This is a genomic window from Nonomuraea sp. NPDC050451 (assembly GCF_044458585.1).
Window position 1 is genome coordinate 125,832 of the sequence record NZ_JBITHZ010000009.1, and the last position, 17,443, is coordinate 143,274.

Sequence of the window (17,443 nt, forward strand, 5' to 3'; positions counted from 1 at the left end):
TTCGGCCGAGACGGGTCGCCGGAGACCAGTCCTTCAGCGGAGGCGCAGGCCATGGGCTGTCACCGATGCTGGGATATGTCGGAAGGGGACAGGAAATGGTTGCCATCGGGTTCGTGCTGCTGGGTGTCGGGCTGCTGGTGGGGGTGCTGCTCGCGCTGGCCGACCCGGTGCTGCTCTCCCGCATCAACGGGGAACCCGCGCAGGGCGGCAGCGGCCGGTTCATCGAGGCGGAGGTCGTACGGCTCCCGCCTCGCTCAGAGGGCCACGAGTCCAAGGCGGCCTGAGGACCCGGCTCGCGCGGGCATGGTGCGCGAGCCATCGCGGGGGCCGTTGGGGGACGGTGCCCGCGAGCGGCCCGCGATCCGGAGGGGACGGATCGCGGGCCGACTTCCATTAACGTGGCGTGTATGAGCAACGGTTTTGAGACGCTGGCCATCCACGCTGGTCAGGAGCCCGACCCCACAACGGGTGCGGTGGTGCCGCCGATTTACGCGACCTCCACCTACAAGCAGGACGGCGTGGGCGGTCTGCGTTCCGGATATGAGTACAGCCGTTCGGCCAACCCCACCAGGACCGCGCTCGAAGAGGCGCTGGCGGCGGTGGAGGGCGGCGTGCGCGGGCTGGCGTTCGCCTCGGGGCTGGCCGCCGAGGACACCCTGCTGCGCACGGTGTGCAAGCCGCAGGATCACGTCATCATCCCCAACGACGCGTACGGCGGCACGTACCGGCTGTTCGCCAAGGTGCACCAGCGCTGGGACCTGCACTACGACCCGGTCCCGCTGCACGACCTCGACGCCGTCGCCGCGGCGATGACGCAGAAGACCAAGGTCGTCTGGGTCGAGACGCCCACCAACCCGTTGCTCGGCATCGCCGACATCGCCGCGCTGGCGCAGCTGGCCCACGACAACGGGTCGCTGCTGGTGGTGGACAACACCTTCGCGTCGCCATACCTGCAGCAGCCGCTCCAGCTGGGGGCGGACGTCGTCGTCCACTCGACCACCAAGTACGTGGGCGGGCACTCCGACGTGGTCGGCGGGGCGCTGGTGACCGTCGACCGCGGGCTCGGGGAGGAGCTGGCCTACCACCAGAACGCGATGGGCGCGGTGGCCGGGCCGTTCGACGCGTGGCTGACGCTGCGCGGGCTCAAGACCCTGGGCGTACGCATGGACCGCCACTGCGACAACGCCGAACGCGTCGTCGACCTGCTGCTCGCGCATCCGCGGGTGACCCAGGTCCTCTACCCGGGGCTGCCCGAGCACTCGGGGCACGAGGTGGCGGCCAAGCAGATGCGGCGGTTCGGCGGCATGGTGTCGTTCCGCGTCGCCGGTGGCGAGGCGGAGGCCGTGGAGGTCTGCAACCGGGCGAAGCTCTTCACGCTGGGCGAGTCGCTGGGCGGGGTGGAGTCGCTGATCGAGCACCCGGGCAGGATGACGCATGCCTCGGCGGCCGGATCGCCGCTGGAGGTGCCCGCCGACCTGGTGCGGCTGTCGGTCGGCATCGAGACCATCGACGACCTGCTCGCCGACCTCACTCAGGCGCTCGCGTAAGCGGCTGCCCCGGCCTCAGCCAGGGACCACCATCAGGAACAGGATCACCAGCCAGATCACGGACACGAGCCCGCTGATCGCGGCGATCCTGCCGATCTGCACCTTCGCGTCGTCCTCGGCGCTCTCGCTGGAGAGCGCCCGCAGGGCGGTGCGCAGGTCGCGGTCGATGATGACGAGCAGCACGGCGGCCACGATGAACAGCGTCATCGAGGCCGTCATGTACCACTTGCCGAGCAGCCCGCCGCCGAGCACCGCGCCGAGCGCCAGCCCGAACACGAACACGCCCAGAGTGCCGAGGCTGTAGATCCTCGTCATGCGCTGGATGATCTGCAGCGCGGGCACGTTCTTGGTGCGGATGACGCGCGGCGCGGTCATCGTCGCGGCGGTGACCGGTCCGATGGTGAAGATCGCGAAGCCGATGTGCAGCCAGAGAAGCAGGGACGACATGCCCGAGAGACTAGTCCCCGGTGATCTCGGCAGTGGACTCGACACTCTCTTTGCTCTTCTCGGAGCACCACATGATCATTTCTGTGGTCGCGACGGCGACGACCATCAGGACGATGAGCAGAACCGTGGCTATCATGGGCACCCCTCCTTCCCCGTATCGGACGTGAATATCGTCCGTAATGACTAGACGGCTGCGCAACGGAATAAGTTCGGCGCGGGTATGGTTGATCCCTGTCATTTTTTTCTTACCGTTAGGGCACAAGGGGGTGCCGTCCGTGGCCATCAGGCACGTCAAGCCGTACTCCGACGAGTGGCTGCAGCAGCCGACCAGCTATGTGCGGCAGGTCATCGGCGTACTGGGACCTGAGGTGGCGGACTGGTGGGAGGGCCCGTGCGATCCGCGTGACGCGACGCTGAAACTCGCGGACGGGGCCGCACTGGTCTGGGACGAGGAGAGCGGCTGGCGCCTGGGGACGTTCGTCTCAGGTGGCCGCGGGGCGCACAGCGAGCTGACCGGCGTCCGCTACCTGGGCCACGGCCTCCTCCCCAAACCGGAACGCGTCCCCTCGGCCCTCAGCGACGCCAGGGCGGGAGTCGGCGCCAGCTCGGCCTGGCGGCCCTGCTACCGATCCCACCGCAACTGCCACGACGGCTTCGACGTGGCCCTCGACTTCTACTCCCGCCTCATCGACGCCTGACCCCCAACTGCATGGGCCTCCGCGTGGGGGCGCTACGCGCAGAGTCGGCTCCGGGCTCCTCTAACGGGGGAGCCAAGCTCCCCCGAGCCCCCTTGCCGGAGGTCTCCCGACCCCCGGACCCTCGGCGGTCGGCCGGTTACCGTCCGGTCGTGGTGTCACCCTGGAAGCACCACGCCCGATGTCGGCCTGGTGGGTAAGGCCGCTCTCCCACCCGTTGACCGATCGGGTGGTCAACCTGCTGGAGCCCGCCCTACCGGCTGAGCAGGCACGTCGCCGGCCGTCTGGACAACGGCGAGGGCGGATTGCGGTCCAGCTCGTCCATCCGTGCACCGTCGGGCCTGGCCAGATCGGCGGGCGGCTGAGAGTGAACTTCACGAGGCGGGCCGCGATGTCGGGGGCATCGACGGGGCTGGAAGCGGAGGCCCTGCTCTTGAGCCTCGCCATTCACCGCCACGTCGCCATGGCCAGCCGCTCACACGTCTCACACACTGTGTCCTGTAGGTGATCCCAGACATACCATCCCCGGACCCGCCTCACCATCACATTTTCTCGTCCACAGACCGCCCGCATCCGGTCAGCCATCTCTCCCTCAGACCGCAGCGCCACCAGACAGTCACGTCCCACCCCTGCCATCGCCAGCACATAAACCGCCCGCACTTTCCCGGCACGCCCGTCTACCCGCTCCTCTTCTTCTCCTCTCTTCGCCTGTGCGAAGTACACTCGCCGACGGATCATGCCTGGTTAGCAGTCATACTCCTTCGCCAACTTCTCTGGTGACTCACCCGCCTCCCAGCGAGCGGCGATCTCCGCATCGCTCGCCCCCAGTTCCCGTCGCTCATTCCCTCTTACTTTTACGCCTTTCTCTGCCAACCACTTCCGTGCCACGTGCCAGGACACACCCGCCCACTTGGTGACGTCGGCTACGGAGCCCCCTTCCTGGTACCGCCCTACGACGTCCTCAAGCGACAGCCCCACATCGCCTGGCCGCTGCCTTGCCTTCCTTTCTCGCCTCACCCTGGCTCACGGCACGTTTCGCGTCCCAGTCCTTTGCCGCTCCGCCGCTTCCGAGGCCGCGCGCGTGCCTGGATCCCTATTCCCGCGTCGGCCAGCCGCTTCCGCACCTCAGTCGCGTACCGTCTGCGCAGTTTCTCCCGGCTGATCGGGCAGACTTTGCGTGACTCTGTCATCGCTCGGCACGCCCTAGCACTGCGTAAACGACCTTCCCGCCGCTCCGTGGCCAGCGATAGCCCCACCGCTTGCTGACCTCATCGACGATGTGTAGTCCCCGGCCGCCTTGCAACGTCCAGTCGTCTGTCTTCGGAACCGGTATTGGCGGCTTCCGGCTGCAATCCCACGCCTCTACCACCACCGCCCCGCTACCGAAGCGATACACCGCAAAGGCGATCGTCCAAGGCCAACTCCACCGCCCGAAGACTGCCTCAATGAGCGCGTCTTCGCCCTCTCCCGCAACCCCGCACTCACGCTCCCGCATCCATCGCACCGTTTCGGTGACGCTGTTCGTCACCAACTCGCTGACGACGAGAACATCGTCGTCTACTAGATTCGCGAGTCCCCACGTACGTAGCTCTTTCTCCACGTGCTGACGCGCTCGGGGTACCGCCAAGGCATCCGGAAAGAATCGGACGTAGCTCTCCGCCGTCACCGCGCCACCTCCGCTACTCGCAGCGCGATGCCCTCTTCCGCGAGGTCCCGCTGGTCCCGCCCGCGCCCCCAGACGATGTACCAGCGCCTTTCGATCCGCCTCGCCATCAGCTTGAGATCGTTTCTGGCCCCAGGAACGATCGCTCTCACATCCTGACCGGGCATCAGTTCCAAGCGCACGATTAACCCCAACTCGCGCAGTTCCCACGCCAGCCGAGCCAGCCGTAGGTACTGCTCTTGCCGCTCACTGACGTTCGGCACCGTTGTCTGGGGTCTCTGCTTCGCCTTGGTTCTCATTGCTCCGCCCTTTCGCGCACACCTGGTCCATCTGAATGCAGACCATGCATTCACGGCTTTGCGGGCCCATCTCAGTCCGGCGCGAGGCATTCACGGATGCGTGGCCGAGCACGTAAGCGCAGGGGGCCCGGAGCAGTGCTCTCTTCGGGGGAAAGCCTTGCTTCTGTCTCCATCTCGCGTACCTGACTGGGAGGCTTGCAAGCATGCCTAGTGTGCACCTAGTGGCTATGCGAATGCAAAGTGTGAGAATGCATACCTTGCAAATGACGAGAGGGCTAACCGAGATGCAGGACGAACCCCGGATGCGCGATGATGTCTCCGTGCCGATCAAACGACAGCCACCTACTGTGCGCATGCGCCAGTTGGCTGCCGTGCTTCGTCACCTTCGTGAAGGTGCTGGTCTCTCGCAGGAAGACGTGGCCAAGGACACCAAGGTCAACGTCGCCACCCTCTATCGGATCGAGACCGGCCGCACCAAGCCCCAGCCCAGAACTCTCGCCGCTCTCCTTGACGCCTACGGCGTCACCGGCTTCAAGCGCGACGAGTTGATCCTTCTCCTCAAGGACGCCGGAAAGCGTGGCTGGCTGAATCCCTCAGACTCCGGACTCCCCGAGCAGTACACGGCGTACATCAACTTTGAGGCAGAGGCGCGGGAGATCCTCAACTTCGAGACCATCTTCATTCCCGGCCTTCTCCAGACCCCCGACTACGCCAGGGCGGTCATCGCAGGTGTCCTGCCCACTGCCACAGAAGAGGAAGTACAGCGCCGCGTTGACGCGCGGCTCAACCGGCAGCAACTACTCGTAGGCCCTGATAGTCCGCGCCTGTGGGTCGTCATCGACGAGTCCGCCTTGCGCCGCCTCGTTGGCGGCTCGGCCGTCATGCGCGATCAGCTTCGTCACCTCGCTGACCAAGCACGCGTCCCTCACATCACGATCCAAGTGGTTCCGTTCAAGGCCGGTGCCCACCCCGGCATGCCCGGCAGCTTCGTGATCCTTCGCTTCGGCCCCATCGCCCCCGACATTGTCTACATCGACAGCATGGGCGGCGACCTCTTCCTAGAGGAGGAAGCCGAGCTAATCAGACATAACATGGTTTTCGAACATCTTCGCGCCGACGCGCTCAGCCCATCGGACACGGCTGCGCTACTCACATCTCTCAGCGAAGATCCAGATTGAGAGGAGCCCCCGATGCAGCCGGACGTTTCCGACCTCCCATGGCGTACCAGCACCTTCAGCGGCAACGGGCAGAGCTGTGTCGAGGTCGCGATTACCGCAACCATGGTTGCCGTACGAGACACCAAGGACCGGGAAGGCGGCTTTCTCACCTTTAGGCCTGATGAGTGGGACGCTTTCCTTGATGGTGTGCGTCACGGCGAGTTTGATCTCACCAAAGCCGCCGACGCGCACTGACCAACTGCACGGGCCCTTCGCGGGGTGAACACGCGTCGCGCGGATGCGGCTACGGGCTCCTCTCGCGGGGGAGCCAAGCTCTCCCGAGCCCTCTTACCGGAGGTCTTCCGACCCCAGGCGGTGGGCCAGCTTCCCTATGGTCGAGGTGATTGACCGTTGAAGGGTGGGCGCGCTGGCAGATCGCCCAGGTCGTAGCCAACGCCCGCACCACGATCGGCGCCGGCCGTCACCATCGCCGGCGCCCTCCCTGAAGGTGGAGCACCCCGATCGCCAGGCAGGCGCGAACTGAGCACTTCAGAGGACGCTCCTGAGCCCGCGATACGCGCCGGCATCGCCACCGTGCCGGATCGGGCGCCAAGGACCCGCGCTGCCCCCGGGCCTGGGCGTGCCCCGACGGAGCCGCCACCCGAGGGCCGAGGCAGCACCGTGGTGAACCACATCAGCCTCCCCCTTGTCGTAGGATCAGGCGACTTCGTGAGAGTGGTAGGGCTGTGGACATCCGTGTGCTGGGCCCGCTGGAGGTCGTCGGCGACGACGGGCGGTCGTGTCAGATCGGCTCGCTGAAGATGCGGGCGCTGGTGAGCGTGCTGGTGCTGGCGGAGGGCCGGCCGGTGGCCCCGGGTGCGTTGATCGACCGGTTGTGGGGCGAGGAGCCGCCGGCCGAGGCGATGGCGTCCCTGCACTCGTACGTGTCCAACCTGCGCCGCCTGCTGGAGCCCGGACGCCGGGCCAGGGCGCAGAGCCGGTTGCTGACGTTCGGGCCGGTGGGGTACACGCTGGCGATCGAGCCGGAGCAGGTGGACTCGACGCGGTTCCTGCGCCTGGTCGGGCAGGCCGAGCAGGCGGCCGAGCCCGCCGAGGCGGAGCGGCTGGCGGGCGAGGCGCTGGCGCTGTGGCGCGGCGAGCCGTACCAGGATCTGGACGATCAGGCGTATGTGACCGCCGTCAGGGCGCGGCTCAGCGAGGCCCGGGAGCGGGCCCGCGAGCTGCGGGTGAGCGCGGTCATCCAGCAGGACCGCCACGGCGAGTTGCTGGGCGAGCTGGAGGCCCTGACCTGCGAGCACCCGCTGCGCGAACGGCTGTGGGCGTTGCGGGCACTGGCGCTCTACCGGAGCGGACGCCAGGGCGAGGCGCTGGAGACGCTGCGCACGGCCCGCCGGATCCTGGCCGAGGAGCTCGGCATCGACCCGGGCGAGGAGTTGCGCGCGCTGGAACGTGACATCCTCGACCAGTCGCCCGCGCTGTTCCCCCACCGGCCGCCGCAGCCGCCCGAGCCGCGGGTGGCCGAGCGGGGGATCACGGGCCGGCAGGAGGAGCTGGCCGCGCTGGACGGGCTGCTGGAAGCGGCGGCGGCGGGGCGGACGGGGTTCTCGCTGATCACCGGGGAGCCGGGGATCGGCAAGACGCGGCTCGCCGAGGAGCTGGTGAGCCGGGCCCGTGCCAGGGGTTTCACGGTCGCGGTGGGGCGGTGCGCGGCGACGGAGGGCGCGCCGGCGTTCTGGCCGTGGGTGACGGTGCTGGAGCGGCTGGCCGACACGCTGCCGCCCCTGCCCGCCGACGTGCGGGCGAACCTGCCCGGAGTCGGCTCCGCGACCGGGACCGACCCCGAGGGCGCGAGGTTCCGCACCTACGGAGCGGCGGCACGGGCGCTGACCGCGGGCCGGCGGCCGGTGCTGGTGGTGCTGGACGACCTGCACTGGGCGGACCGGTCCTCGCTGCGGTTGCTGAGCTACCTGGCCGAGTACGTGCTGGACGGCAGGCTGGCCGTGGTGGGCACGGCCCGCGACTGGCCGACGCCGGAGGGCGCGCTGGCCGAGGCTTTCGAGGCGCTGTCGCGCCGGCAGGCGGTGCGGCTGCCGCTGTCCGGCCTTTCGGCGTCCGACCTGGCCGAGCTGACCCCGGCGGGCACGGACGTGCGGGCGCTCAGGGACCGTACGAACGGCAATCCGTTCTTCGTCACGGAGCTGATGCGTTACCTGGAAGCCGGATCGGCGGGCCGTGGCACGCTGCCGCTGGGCGTGCGGGATGTCGTGCTCGGCCGGGTGAACCGGCTGCCCGAGCCGTCCGCCGAGTTGCTGCGGGTGGCGGCGGTGGCCGGGCGGGAGTTCGACGTGACGATCGTGGCCGAGGCCGCCGGGCTCGACCTGGACGCGGCGCTGGACCGGCTGGAGCCGGCCATGGCCGCCGCCCTGGTCGCGGAGGGGCGGCCCGGCCGGTTCCGGTTCGTGCACGCGCTGGTGCAGGAGGCGCTCACCGAGGTGGTGCCCGTGCTGCGGCGGGCCCGGCTGCACGCCGCCGTGGCCGCCGCGATCGAGTCACGTACCGGCGGCTCGGCCTCCGACCGGCTGGCCACCGCCGCCCACCACTGGTTCCAGGCGATTCCCGCGGGCCACACCGCACGGGCCTGGAGGGCGGCGTGGCGGGCGGCCGAGGAGGCCAAACGGCTGCGCGCGTACGACGTGGCCGTCGAGCTGCTGGAGCGGGCCGACCGGGTGGCCGAGGACGACCCCGAGCTGGGCCCGGCCGAGCGGATGGACCTGCTGTTCGCGCTGGCCGAGGCCAGGTTCGGGGCGGGCGACTCGGTGGGGCAGGAGGCCGAGCTGACGCGGATCCGCCGCCTGGCCAAGCAGGAGGGCGACCGGCGGCGCTGGATCGAGGCCGCGACCGGGTACGGCGGCCGCATCCTGCAACCGTGGAAGGTCTACGGCGACTACGACGCCGATCTGCTGGCCGACCTGATGGAGCTGGCCGCCGACGAAGGGCTGGAGCCGTCGGCCCGGGCCCGGGTGCTGGCCTGCCTGGCGCTCCAGGCGTACTACCAGCCGGGGTGCGAGCCCGCGGAGCGGGACAGGTGGAGCGCCGAGGCGGCGAGGCTGGCCCGCCAGGAGAACGACGCGACGCTGCTGGGCCGGGTGCTGTTCGCCCGCTACTACGCGATGCTCGACCCGGACTCGGTGTGTCAGCGGCTGGAGGCGGGGGAGGAGATGGCCCGCGCCGGGCTGGAGGCGGGCGACGACGAGCTGCGCACGATCGGGCTCACCTGCCAGGGCGGCACGCTGCTGGAGCTGTGCCGGGTGCGGGAGGCCCTGGACGTGCTGGCCGAGGCGGGGCGGCTGATCGGCCGTACGCACATGCCGTATCTGCGGATCATCCTGGACTGGCTGCGGCTCGGCGTCCTCGTCCACCGCGACGACCTGGAGGCGGCCGAGTCGCTGCTCGCGGCCACCGCCGCCGAGCAGCGCGCCACCTCGATGTGGGGTGCGGAGACCACCACGGCCGGCGCCGTCTACCAGGTCGCGCTCATGCGGCTGCGGCGCGGGACGGCGGATGCGGCGCAGCCGCCGCAGGACATCTCGCACGATCAGCTCGACCAGTTCAACCTGGACGGGTACGCCCACTACCTGGTGGTCAGCGGCCGGCTGGAGGAGGCGCGGCGGGCGCTCGGGCCGTGGGGGCGGCAGTCGCCGATCCCGCGCACGTTCGTCTACCTGTTCTGGCTGGTCATCCGCTGCGAGACCTGGGCGGGGCTGGGTGACCGGCAGGCCTGCGCCGACCTGTACGAGGAGGCGTCCCCATACGCCGACCGCATGGGGATCGCCGGGCTGAGCATGCTGATGTGGCCGGTCAGCCGGTCGCTGGCGCAGCTGGCCGAGGCACTGGGCGATGCCGAGGCGGCGCGGCGGCACGCCGAGCACGCCGAGGGCGTGGAGCGGGAGCTGGCTCACCCCCAAAGGTAGGCCATGCGCCGCTGGTAGCGACCCCTGGCCAGGGTGCTGAGCAGCAGCAGCGGCCTGGGCGAGGTCCTGCGCAGGTGGGCCTCGACGTCGGGCGGCAGCTCGGAGGTGATCCAGCCGAGCAGCGTGATCAGCTTGCGGAAACCGTACTGCTTCATGATCGCCTTGTGCCCCTCCGCGTCCTCCTCCGGCGTGATGTGGGCCATCATCAGCGGGATCCCGTCGGTCTCCTCGTGCGCCAGGTGCGCGCCGAGGGTGTCGGCCAGCGCGCGCAGGGCGGCCATGAGCCGCTCGCGCCGCTGCTCGGAAGGGCCGGCGTCGAACGCCTGGAAGGTCTCGGTGCTCTCGTGGATCCAGTGGTCGCAGCTCTCGTGTTCGGCCTCCAGCGCGTCGATCGTGTCGACCGCCTGCGGCGCCCGCTCCCGCAGCCGCGGCCAGACCGTCTCGTCCTCGGCGGTGTGGTGGTGGTGCAGCACGAACAGCACCCACGCGTGGTGCTCGCGCAGTGCGGTGATGCGCCGGCGGTCGCCGAGGCGGACCCGGCCGATCGCGGTGATCAGGTGGCCGAGGTCGCGTCGGAAGCCGTAGTGCGCCAGGTACATGTTGGTCATGTCGAGCGGTCCCGGCGCGGCGGCGGCCTGACCGGGGAGCGTGATCTGCGGCAGGTTCGGGTGTGCGGCGGTGCGCATGGTCGTACTCCTTCTGGTTTGTCAGGGTGCCGTCATCGTGGACTCCCGGTCTTGGGCGGTTCTTGAAGATCGGCTCCAAGAGCGGCCCAAGACACCGTCATTAGCGTGCGCGGGCATGACCCTCACACTCCCCACCACGACGTTCCGGAGCTCAGTGGTGTGCGCCTACACCTCGCTCACCCGCGACGAGAGGCCCATCACCTGGCCCGTCACCCCGTACACCGGGCCCCGCGGCACGATCGACGTCAGCACCGGCCTGACCTATCCCGACAAAGCCGAGCGGGCGCGCCGTGATCCGCGCGTCGCGCTGCTGTTCGAGGGCGATCCGGTGGTGCTGGTGCAGGGCCACGCCACCGTCCGCGACGCCGATCTGCAGGCCAACACCGACCGGTACGTGCGCGAGTCCCTGGCCAAGATCCCGGACGCCTTCGCGGGGCTGCCGTGGTTCCTGGTCAAGCGCCTGGCCTGGTACTTCGCGCGGATCTACATCGAGGTGACCCCCGAGCGGATCACCTGGTGGCCCGGCGGCGACCTGACCCGCGACCCGCTGACCTGGACCTGCCCGCCCGGCACCACGGCCCCCGCCTCAGACCCGGCCCCGTCGGGTCCCCGCCTGCCCGGCCGCTCCGCGCCGCCCGCTGACTGGCGCCCGTACGCCCGCCGGGCCCGTGACCTGGGCCGGCCGATCGTGTCGACGGTGGCGGACGGCCGGCCCGTGACCGTGCCCGCGCGTGCCTTCTCTCTCACCACGACCGGGTACGAGCTGCACCTGCCCGCCGGTGTGGCCGCCGTGCCAGGGCCGGTCTGCCTGACCTTCCACCGGCACGATCCCGGCATGCGCTGGCAGGAGAACGTCGTGCTGCTCGGCACCGCCACCACCCACGGCGACGACCGGCTCACCGTGGCGATCGACCGCGCGCTGCCCGACTGGAGCCTGCCCGAGGACCGTCGCCTGCGGACCCGTTCCTTTCTCGGCCACGGCAAGCAGCTGAGGCGCCGGCTCCGGGCCGAGGCCGCCCGCCGCACCCAGCAGGTGCCGGTAGTTCGCACGCGGGCGGATCATTCATAGCGCGCCCGGCGGGCGATCACCTCGAATCCGAGACCGCGGAAGAGGGCGGCCGAGGCCGGGTTGTTGACGTTGACGTCCAGGAAGACCTCCGTCGCCCCGCGGGTGCGCATGCGGTCGAGCGCGGCGGCCGCGAGCGCCCTCGCCAGGCCGTGCCGCCGCCACCCGGGCACGGCGCCGACCTGGATCAGGAACCCTTCCGCGCACGCCACGAAGCCGGCGGGGCCGCCCGCTTCGCGCGCCACCAGCGAACAGCCGGGCAGGAACTCGTCGTCGACCAGCCAGCCGACCCACTCCTCCCGCGACCAGCCGGGGAAGCCGGGACGGTCGGCGAACGACGCGGAGTAGGCCGCGTAGAAGGCCCCTTCAGTGTCCTGCGACCATTCCTCGATCTCCAGCTCCGGCGGGAGGGGGACCGCCGGGAGCGGGCGGGCCAGGTCGCGGCGGTAGACGTCCTCGGCGAACGTCTGCCGGAGCCCGCGCGAGAGGAAGAGCGCGTGGGCCTCCTGGGTCACCGACTCGGTCTCCAGCCGGACCGGCCCCGCTTCCCCGCCGGTGTCACCGAGCCTGGTGGGCAAGGTGGTCGGCGGTCGGGGCACGTCGGGCAAGGGAGCGACCCCGCAGATCGAGCCGATCCCCGACCCCGATTGCCCGGCCTTCGAAGACCCTTGCACGGTGAAGCTCAGGATCCCGGCCGATCTGGCGGGACCCGCCGGCGTGACCCTGGGCAGACCCGCCAGGGCGGGTGAGGACTACGCCACCACCGGCGAGATCAGCGCCCCCGGAGAGGTGCTGCACTGCGTGCCCTACCTGCGCATGACGATCGGGCAGCTCCGCGGTGAGCTCGCCAAGCGCGGGCTGGAGATCGACTCCTTCCGCGTGGGGCCCAAGAGAGAAGTCCGCCCGAACGTTCCCGATGCGTGGTGGCCGTCAGATGTGACCTTGAGGGGGCGCACCAAGGTCGTCATCTGGGCCGGCCCCCAGCAGGCTGAGGGCACGCCGTGGTACCGCGACGCCCAGGCCGGGTGCCCCGACGGCGGCTGAGCACCGGCATTCAGGCCGTCGGCGGGGCCTGGAGGGTCAGCATGATGTGCTGGTCCTCGCCGTGCCGCACCGTGCCGGACCGCTCGAAGCCGACCTTCTCCAGGAGCCGGACCGAGCCGGTGTTGCCTTCGTACGGGTCGGCGTAGAGGGGACGGGCCTTCTCCTGCTGGAGGAAGAGCGTCAGGGCCCGGGTGCCGATGCCGCGGCCCCAGAACTCGCGGCCGAACCAGTAGCCGATGAAGCGCCGCTCCTCCTCCCACCAGGCCACGATGTTTCCGGCCAGCTCGCCGTCGACGATGACCGCCTGCACGAAGACGGTGGGGTCGGCCAGGATCCGGGTGGCCCAGTGGTGGAGGAAGCGCTCCCGGGGGCGGGGAGGGAACCTGGACCTCCGGGCCGCCTCCGGGTCGTGCTCCTGCGCCAGGAAGACCTCCAGATCGGCCTCCACAACGTCTCTCAACCGCACATCACCGCTCATGGCGAGCGAGTCTGGCAGATGGCACCGACAAACTCAGCGGGCGCGGCGGAGGCGGAGGAAGTCGCTGACCACGTACTCGCCCAGCCGGTCGGCGCTCGGTGAGAAGACGCGGCCGCCGTTCCTGCGGGCCACCTCGTCCACGAACTCCTTCAGCCGGTCGTCGGCCGCCAGCATGAAGACGTTGATCGTCGCCCGCCGCCGGGTCATCTTGTCGACCTCGGCCAGCGTGAGCTCCAGCGTCTCGTGCGACGGCGGCCACTCGAACGCCGACCTGCCGTTGCGCATGAGGTGGGCCGTGGGCTCGCCGTCCGTGACCACCAGCACCACCGGCTCGAAGTCGGGGTGGCGGTCGAGGTGGCGCCCGGCGATCAGGAGGGCGTGGTGCAGGTTGGTGCCCTGGACCATGTCCCAGTCGAGGCCCGCCAGCTCGTCGGGCTGCAGCACCCTGGCGTAGTTGGAGAAGCCGATGATCTGGACGGCGTCCTGCGGGAACTTGGAGGCCACCAGGGCCTGGAGCGCCAGTGCCGTCTGCTTGGCGGCGGCCCAGGTGCCCCGCAGGGCCATCGAGTACGACAGGTCCACCAGGAGGCAGACGGCCGCAGCGGTGCGGCGCTCGGTCTCGGCCACCTCGAAGTCGTCCACCGAGAGGCGGACCCCGACGCGCCCACCGGAACCGGCGGTGCCCGGGGCGGCCACGCCGCCGCTGCGCACGCCGTTCACCAGCGTGCGGACCACGTCGATGGGCTGCTCGTCGCCGAAGCGCCACGGCCGGGACGAGCCCGTCAGCTCCCCGGCCGAGCCCGCGTCGTGCTGGTCGTGGTCGCCGCGGCGGCCCGCGTCGAGGGAGGAGAACACGCGGCGCAGCGCCGTCTCGCCCAGGCGGCGGACCGCCTTGGGGGTGAGCTCCAGCTTGCCCCGGCGGCGCAGGAGGTAGCCCTGCTCCTCCAGTTCGCGCTCGATGCGCTTGAGCGCCTCCAGGTCGTCCACGGCCGAGCGGCCGAGCGCGCGGCGTACGGCGGACTCGTCGATGTCGTCCAGCCTCGCGCCCGGGTAGTCCTGGCGCAGGGCGGTCTCCAGCTGGGTGAGGTCGGCCAGCTCCTCCAGGGCCGTGACGGCGTCGCCCATGCCCAGGGGCTCTTCGCCGGTGAGGCGTTCGGGGGCGTTCCACGCCAGATCGGGCCGGCGGGCGTAGAGGGCCTCGCCGAGGCGGCGCATCTCGTCGGAGAGCCCGGCCTGGTCGAGGGTCTGGTTGATCAGGCCGGCGAGCTCCTCGCGCTGGCGCGGGGTCATCGAGGCCAGCATGCGCTGCGTGGCGGCGGCGCGGCGGGCCAGGATGTCGACGAGCTCCTCGAGGTTGCGCGGCTTTTCGGGGAACAAATCGCCATATTTCCCCATAAAAGTGTCAAAGTCGGCCTGGGTGTGCTGGCCGCGGGAGTCCTTGTCCAGCATGTCGTTCAGGTCCGCCATCATCTGGCGGACGCGTTCCATCGCCTCGGGGTCGGGGTTGGCGAGGGCGTCCCGCAGGCCCCTGAACTGGCTGTCCAGGACCTCGCGCCGCAGCAGGTCGCGCAGCTCCTCGAACGTCTGGCGCGCCGCCGACGAGCGCCACTCGTACGTGCTCAGCTCCTGGATCGCGCTGGCCGTGTCCTCGGGCAGCGCGTCGAGCCCGGCCTCCCGCAGCCGCGCGTCGTCGGACGGGTCGGGGAACAGCTCGGCCCGCTCCTGCCCGATGGCCTTGTCGAGCAGCGCCCGCGCCTTCTCCAGCGTGCCGTCGAGCCGCCCGCGCTCGCGCAGGTCGCGCCGGCGCCGGCGCACCTCCCTGAGCATGTCGTCCAGCCCGCGGCGGTCCTGCGCGCCGGGCAGGCCGCGCTTGAGCAGGTCGCGCAGGGCGTGGACCGGCGTCGAACCGGACAGGATCGCGTCGCCCATCTCGTCGAGAGCCGCCCGCACGTCGTAGGGCGGGGCGAGGGGGTCGGGGCCGTCGTGGTACTCACCATAGCGAAAGGCCATCACGCACCCACGCTAACCCGATCCGCCCGTTTACGCGTCCCCGAAGACCTCCCACACCTCGTTGACGCCCCCGGCCTCCGGCGTGTAGTCGATCTTCACCAGTACGGGGTGCTGCACGGCCTTGAGCGCCTTGGTCAGGTCCGCCGAGGTGCACGGCTTCTTGCCGAGTCCGTGCTTGTCGGCGTTGACCGGCCTGCCCGCCAGCCACCCGTCCCGGCAGCGCGCGGTGGTCCGGTAGAAGCTCGTGGCGTGCGTGTAACCGAGCTTGACGGTCTTCGTGCCGGTAGTGAACAGGACCGTCGTGTCGTTGACGCGCTTGAGCGTGCCGCGGGCGGTCCGCGAGCCCGGCCACTCGGTGACCAGGAACTCGTTGATCCTGACGGCGTCCGTGCCCCGGTACTCGACGCGGAGCGGCACGGGGCCGCGGGCCAGCCCGTCGGCCAGATCCCCGGGCTCGCAGGCCGTCCGGCCCAGCCCCTTGGCGTCGAGGGCCACCTGGCCCTCGGTCTCCTTCAGGTCGCACGCCACCGTGACCCGGCCGAAGGAGGCGCCGGTGTAGTCGAGGCGCACCTCCTCGGCCCCCGCCACCGGCTTGAGCCGGTAACTCCGGAACTCACCCTTCCGCACGAAAGTGGCCGCCTTGGGGACGATCCGCAGGTGCCCCTTCCCGTCGGCCCAGGCGTACCCGTACACGACCTTGGCCGCGGCGGCCTCGCCGGAGGCGGGCACGGCGATGAAACCCATGGCAAGAGCGGTGGCACAGGCAAGCAGGCGCATGGGCGGTCTCCCGGTCGGCGTGATCAGCTATCCACTATGACGCGGAAGACCGCCGGTATGTTCACGTGCGGTAGACGCTCACTCCGTCAAGGTCTTCCTTGGACAGACGCCGCATGAGGTAAAGACCCTCCAGCGCGAACTCCAGGGCTGCTGCCGCGTGCCCCGGCGACTCCTCGCCCGCGCCCATGCCCAGCTTGGACATGACCTTGGCCAGGCCCGTGACCGGGCCCATCCGGTGGAGCAGCTCGCCGGCGGGGACCAGCTCGCCCGACTCCACCTGGGCGCCCTCGGAGAACTTGTCGATGATCGCCGACAGGTCCATGCCGCCCAGCCGGGTCCTGAACGTCTCCGCCGTGGCCCGGCGCAGCAGGTGGGCCAGGATCTCGGTCTCCCTGCCCTCCTCGCTCACCTCGAACTCCACCTTGCCCCGCAGGCTGTGGACCACCGAGGCCAGGTCGACCACGCGCGTGACGGCCTGCTCCTCGCCCGCCAGCGCCGCCCTGCGCACGGCCGAGGCCGCGGCGGTCTCGGCGGCGGCGATCGAGAAGCGCGCCGACACGCCGGAACGGGCGTCCACGGCCGTGGACTCGCGTACCAGCCGGGTGAACCTGGCGATGACCTCGATCAGGTGTTCGGGGACGTCGGCCCCGATGTCCGGCACGGACTCCTGGCGGATGAGCGTCAGCTCGTCCTCGACGGTCAGCGGGTAGTGGGTGCGGATCTCGGCGCCGAAGCGGTCCTTCAGCGGGGTGATGATCCGGCCCCTGTTGGTGTAGTCCTCGGGGTTGGCGCTGGCGATGAGCAGGATGTCGAGCGGGAGCCGCAGGTTGTAGCCGCGTACCTGGATGTCGCGCTCCTCCAGCACGTTGAGCAGCGACACCTGGATGCGCTCGGCCAGGTCGGGCAGCTCGTTGACGGAGAAGACGCCGCGGTTGGTGCGGGGGACGAGGCCGTAGTGGACGGTCTCGGGGTCGCCGAGGGTGCGCCCCTCAGCGATCTTGATCGGGTCGACGTCGCCGATCAGGTCGCCCACGGAGGTGTCGGGCGTGGCGAGTTTCTCGCCGTAGCGCTCGTCGCGGTGCTTCCACGCGACCGGCAGCTCGTCCCCCAGCTCCCGCGCGAGGGCCTGACAGCGCGTGCAGGCCGGCGCGTACGGATGGTCGTTGATCTCGCAACCTTCGACGACTGGGGTCCATTCGTCCAGCAGACCTGTGATGGTGCGGATGAGCCGGGTCTTGCCCTGGCCGCGCTCACCGAGGAGGACCAGGTCGTGCCCGGCGAGCAGGGCTCGCTCCAGGTGTGGCAGGACGGAGTCGTCGAAGCCCACGATGCCGGGGAATCGTGGCTCGCCTGCCCGCAGCTTGGCCAGCAGGTTCTCCCGGACTTCGGCTTTGACGGTGCGATGAACGTGGCCGCTCTCTCGCAACTCGCGGAGAATACGTGGCTGATGCACGGGATCGAGACTACGTCCCCCGCGAGCAATGCGGCAGAGAGTTTCGCATCTGGCGCAGATTTCGGATCTCGACCATTGCGTGACGTTTCGTGCGCGTGCTTGTCCTTTTAGTGGGGAGAATCGGGCCTA

At 70.3% G+C, this 17,443-nt stretch carries 18 protein-coding genes; 8 read left to right on the plus strand and 10 right to left on the minus strand.

Features of this window, described 5'->3' with window-relative positions:
- Positions 1-95 precede the first annotated feature (95 nt).
- Both ACIBI9_RS27410 and ACIBI9_RS27415 read left to right on the plus strand, forming a co-directional pair.
- The gene (locus ACIBI9_RS27410; RefSeq protein WP_397225621.1) at positions 96-284 is read left to right on the plus strand and encodes a hypothetical protein; all 189 of its coding nucleotides are present in this window, start codon (positions 96-98) and stop codon (positions 282-284) included.
- A gap of 123 nt (positions 285-407) precedes the next feature.
- Positions 408-1,547: a cystathionine gamma-synthase gene (locus tag ACIBI9_RS27415; RefSeq protein ID WP_397225623.1), complete on the plus strand. Its 1,140-nt coding sequence runs from the start codon at positions 408-410 to the stop codon at positions 1,545-1,547.
- Between the two features lie 15 nt (positions 1,548-1,562).
- Here ACIBI9_RS27415 and ACIBI9_RS27420 read toward each other — a convergent pair whose 3' ends face one another.
- Both ACIBI9_RS27420 and ACIBI9_RS27425 read right to left on the minus strand, forming a co-directional pair.
- The gene (locus tag ACIBI9_RS27420; RefSeq protein ID WP_394496136.1) at positions 1,563-1,994 is read right to left on the minus strand and encodes a hypothetical protein; all 432 of its coding nucleotides are present in this window, start codon (positions 1,992-1,994) and stop codon (positions 1,563-1,565) included.
- 10 nt (positions 1,995-2,004) lie between these two features.
- Positions 2,005-2,130, minus strand: coding sequence for a hypothetical protein (locus tag ACIBI9_RS27425; RefSeq protein ID WP_397225625.1), 126 nt, complete (start codon positions 2,128-2,130; stop codon positions 2,005-2,007).
- A 139-nt stretch (positions 2,131-2,269) separates the two neighbouring features.
- On the opposite strand from ACIBI9_RS27425, the gene ACIBI9_RS27430 reads away from it, so the two are divergent.
- Entirely contained in the window at positions 2,270-2,692 is a 423-nt protein-coding gene (locus ACIBI9_RS27430; RefSeq protein ID WP_397225627.1) for a DUF6292 family protein, read from the plus strand.
- Between the two features lie 1,183 nt (positions 2,693-3,875).
- Here ACIBI9_RS27430 and ACIBI9_RS27435 read toward each other — a convergent pair.
- Positions 3,876-4,355, minus strand: a complete 480-nt coding sequence (locus ACIBI9_RS27435; protein WP_397225629.1) for an ATP-binding protein — start codon at positions 4,353-4,355, stop codon at positions 3,876-3,878.
- Entirely contained in the window at positions 4,352-4,651 is a 300-nt protein-coding gene (locus tag ACIBI9_RS27440) for a hypothetical protein (protein ID WP_397225631.1), read from the minus strand. The genes ACIBI9_RS27435 and ACIBI9_RS27440 overlap by 4 nt, the downstream gene beginning before the upstream one ends.
- 284 nt (positions 4,652-4,935) lie before the next feature.
- On the opposite strand from ACIBI9_RS27440, the gene ACIBI9_RS27445 reads away from it, so the two are divergent.
- From ACIBI9_RS27445 to ACIBI9_RS27455, 3 genes are all read left to right on the plus strand, one after another.
- Entirely contained in the window at positions 4,936-5,829 is an 894-nt protein-coding gene (locus tag ACIBI9_RS27445) for a helix-turn-helix domain-containing protein (RefSeq protein WP_397225633.1), read from the plus strand.
- A gap of 12 nt (positions 5,830-5,841) precedes the next feature.
- Positions 5,842-6,063, plus strand: a complete 222-nt coding sequence (locus ACIBI9_RS27450; protein ID WP_397225635.1) for a DUF397 domain-containing protein — start codon at positions 5,842-5,844, stop codon at positions 6,061-6,063.
- A gap of 491 nt (positions 6,064-6,554) precedes the next feature.
- Entirely contained in the window at positions 6,555-9,800 is a 3,246-nt protein-coding gene (locus tag ACIBI9_RS27455; protein WP_397225637.1) for a BTAD domain-containing putative transcriptional regulator, read from the plus strand.
- Here ACIBI9_RS27455 and ACIBI9_RS27460 read toward each other — a convergent pair.
- Positions 9,785-10,486 (minus strand): hemerythrin domain-containing protein, encoded by a 702-nt coding sequence (locus ACIBI9_RS27460; RefSeq protein ID WP_397225639.1) that lies wholly within the window; start codon positions 10,484-10,486, stop codon positions 9,785-9,787. The two genes, ACIBI9_RS27455 and ACIBI9_RS27460, sit on opposite strands and share 16 nt — an antisense overlap.
- A 115-nt stretch (positions 10,487-10,601) precedes the next feature.
- Here ACIBI9_RS27460 and ACIBI9_RS27465 point away from each other — a divergent pair, with 115 nt between their 5' ends.
- Positions 10,602-11,555, plus strand: a complete 954-nt coding sequence (locus ACIBI9_RS27465) for a hypothetical protein (protein ID WP_397225641.1) — start codon at positions 10,602-10,604, stop codon at positions 11,553-11,555.
- On the opposite strand, the gene ACIBI9_RS27470 is transcribed toward ACIBI9_RS27465, so the two are convergent.
- On the minus strand, positions 11,546-12,151 hold the full coding sequence (locus tag ACIBI9_RS27470; RefSeq protein ID WP_397225643.1) for a GNAT family N-acetyltransferase: 606 nt from the start codon (positions 12,149-12,151) through the stop codon (positions 11,546-11,548). The two genes, ACIBI9_RS27465 and ACIBI9_RS27470, sit on opposite strands and share 10 nt — an antisense overlap.
- Positions 12,152-12,227: 76 nt before the next feature.
- On the opposite strand from ACIBI9_RS27470, the gene ACIBI9_RS27475 reads away from it, so the two are divergent.
- Positions 12,228-12,596 carry a hypothetical protein gene (locus ACIBI9_RS27475; protein WP_397225645.1) on the plus strand — a complete coding sequence of 123 codons (369 nt, stop codon included), beginning with the start codon at positions 12,228-12,230 and terminating at the stop codon, positions 12,594-12,596.
- 10 nt (positions 12,597-12,606) lie between these two features.
- Here ACIBI9_RS27475 and ACIBI9_RS27480 read toward each other — a convergent pair whose 3' ends face one another.
- From ACIBI9_RS27480 to ACIBI9_RS27495, 4 genes are all read right to left on the minus strand, one after another.
- Complete coding sequence (locus tag ACIBI9_RS27480; RefSeq protein ID WP_397225647.1) at positions 12,607-13,074, minus strand: GNAT family N-acetyltransferase; 468 nt, start codon at positions 13,072-13,074, stop codon at positions 12,607-12,609.
- A gap of 33 nt (positions 13,075-13,107) precedes the next feature.
- Positions 13,108-15,084 carry a VWA domain-containing protein gene (locus tag ACIBI9_RS27485; protein ID WP_397225649.1) on the minus strand — a complete coding sequence of 659 codons (1,977 nt, stop codon included), beginning with the start codon at positions 15,082-15,084 and terminating at the stop codon, positions 13,108-13,110.
- Between the two features lie 30 nt (positions 15,085-15,114).
- A complete protein-coding gene (locus ACIBI9_RS27490) occupies positions 15,115-15,828 on the minus strand; it encodes a hypothetical protein (protein WP_397225651.1) in 714 nt (237 codons plus the stop codon).
- Between the two features lie 94 nt (positions 15,829-15,922).
- Positions 15,923-17,314 (minus strand): sigma 54-interacting transcriptional regulator, encoded by a 1,392-nt coding sequence (locus ACIBI9_RS27495; RefSeq protein WP_397225653.1) that lies wholly within the window; start codon positions 17,312-17,314, stop codon positions 15,923-15,925.
- Positions 17,315-17,443: the final 129 nt, after the last annotated feature.

Coding starts and splice junctions, on each gene's coding strand:
- ACIBI9_RS27410 (WP_397225621.1), top strand. CDS start 96: ATGGTTGCCATCGGGTTCGTGCTGCTGGGTGTCGGGCTGCTGGTGGGG.
- ACIBI9_RS27415 (WP_397225623.1), top strand. CDS start 408: ATGAGCAACGGTTTTGAGACGCTGGCCATCCACGCTGGTCAGGAGCCC.
- ACIBI9_RS27420 (WP_394496136.1), bottom strand. CDS start 1,994: ATGTCGTCCCTGCTTCTCTGGCTGCACATCGGCTTCGCGATCTTCACC.
- ACIBI9_RS27425 (WP_397225625.1), bottom strand. CDS start 2,130: ATGATAGCCACGGTTCTGCTCATCGTCCTGATGGTCGTCGCCGTCGCG.
- ACIBI9_RS27440 (WP_397225631.1), bottom strand. CDS start 4,651: ATGAGAACCAAGGCGAAGCAGAGACCCCAGACAACGGTGCCGAACGTC.
- ACIBI9_RS27445 (WP_397225633.1), top strand. CDS start 4,936: ATGCAGGACGAACCCCGGATGCGCGATGATGTCTCCGTGCCGATCAAA.
- ACIBI9_RS27450 (WP_397225635.1), top strand. CDS start 5,842: ATGCAGCCGGACGTTTCCGACCTCCCATGGCGTACCAGCACCTTCAGC.
- ACIBI9_RS27460 (WP_397225639.1), bottom strand. CDS start 10,486: ATGCGCACCGCCGCACACCCGAACCTGCCGCAGATCACGCTCCCCGGT.
- ACIBI9_RS27465 (WP_397225641.1), top strand. CDS start 10,602: ATGACCCTCACACTCCCCACCACGACGTTCCGGAGCTCAGTGGTGTGC.
- ACIBI9_RS27480 (WP_397225647.1), bottom strand. CDS start 13,074: ATGAGCGGTGATGTGCGGTTGAGAGACGTTGTGGAGGCCGATCTGGAG.
- ACIBI9_RS27485 (WP_397225649.1), bottom strand. CDS start 15,084: ATGGCCTTTCGCTATGGTGAGTACCACGACGGCCCCGACCCCCTCGCC.
- ACIBI9_RS27490 (WP_397225651.1), bottom strand. CDS start 15,828: ATGGGTTTCATCGCCGTGCCCGCCTCCGGCGAGGCCGCCGCGGCCAAG.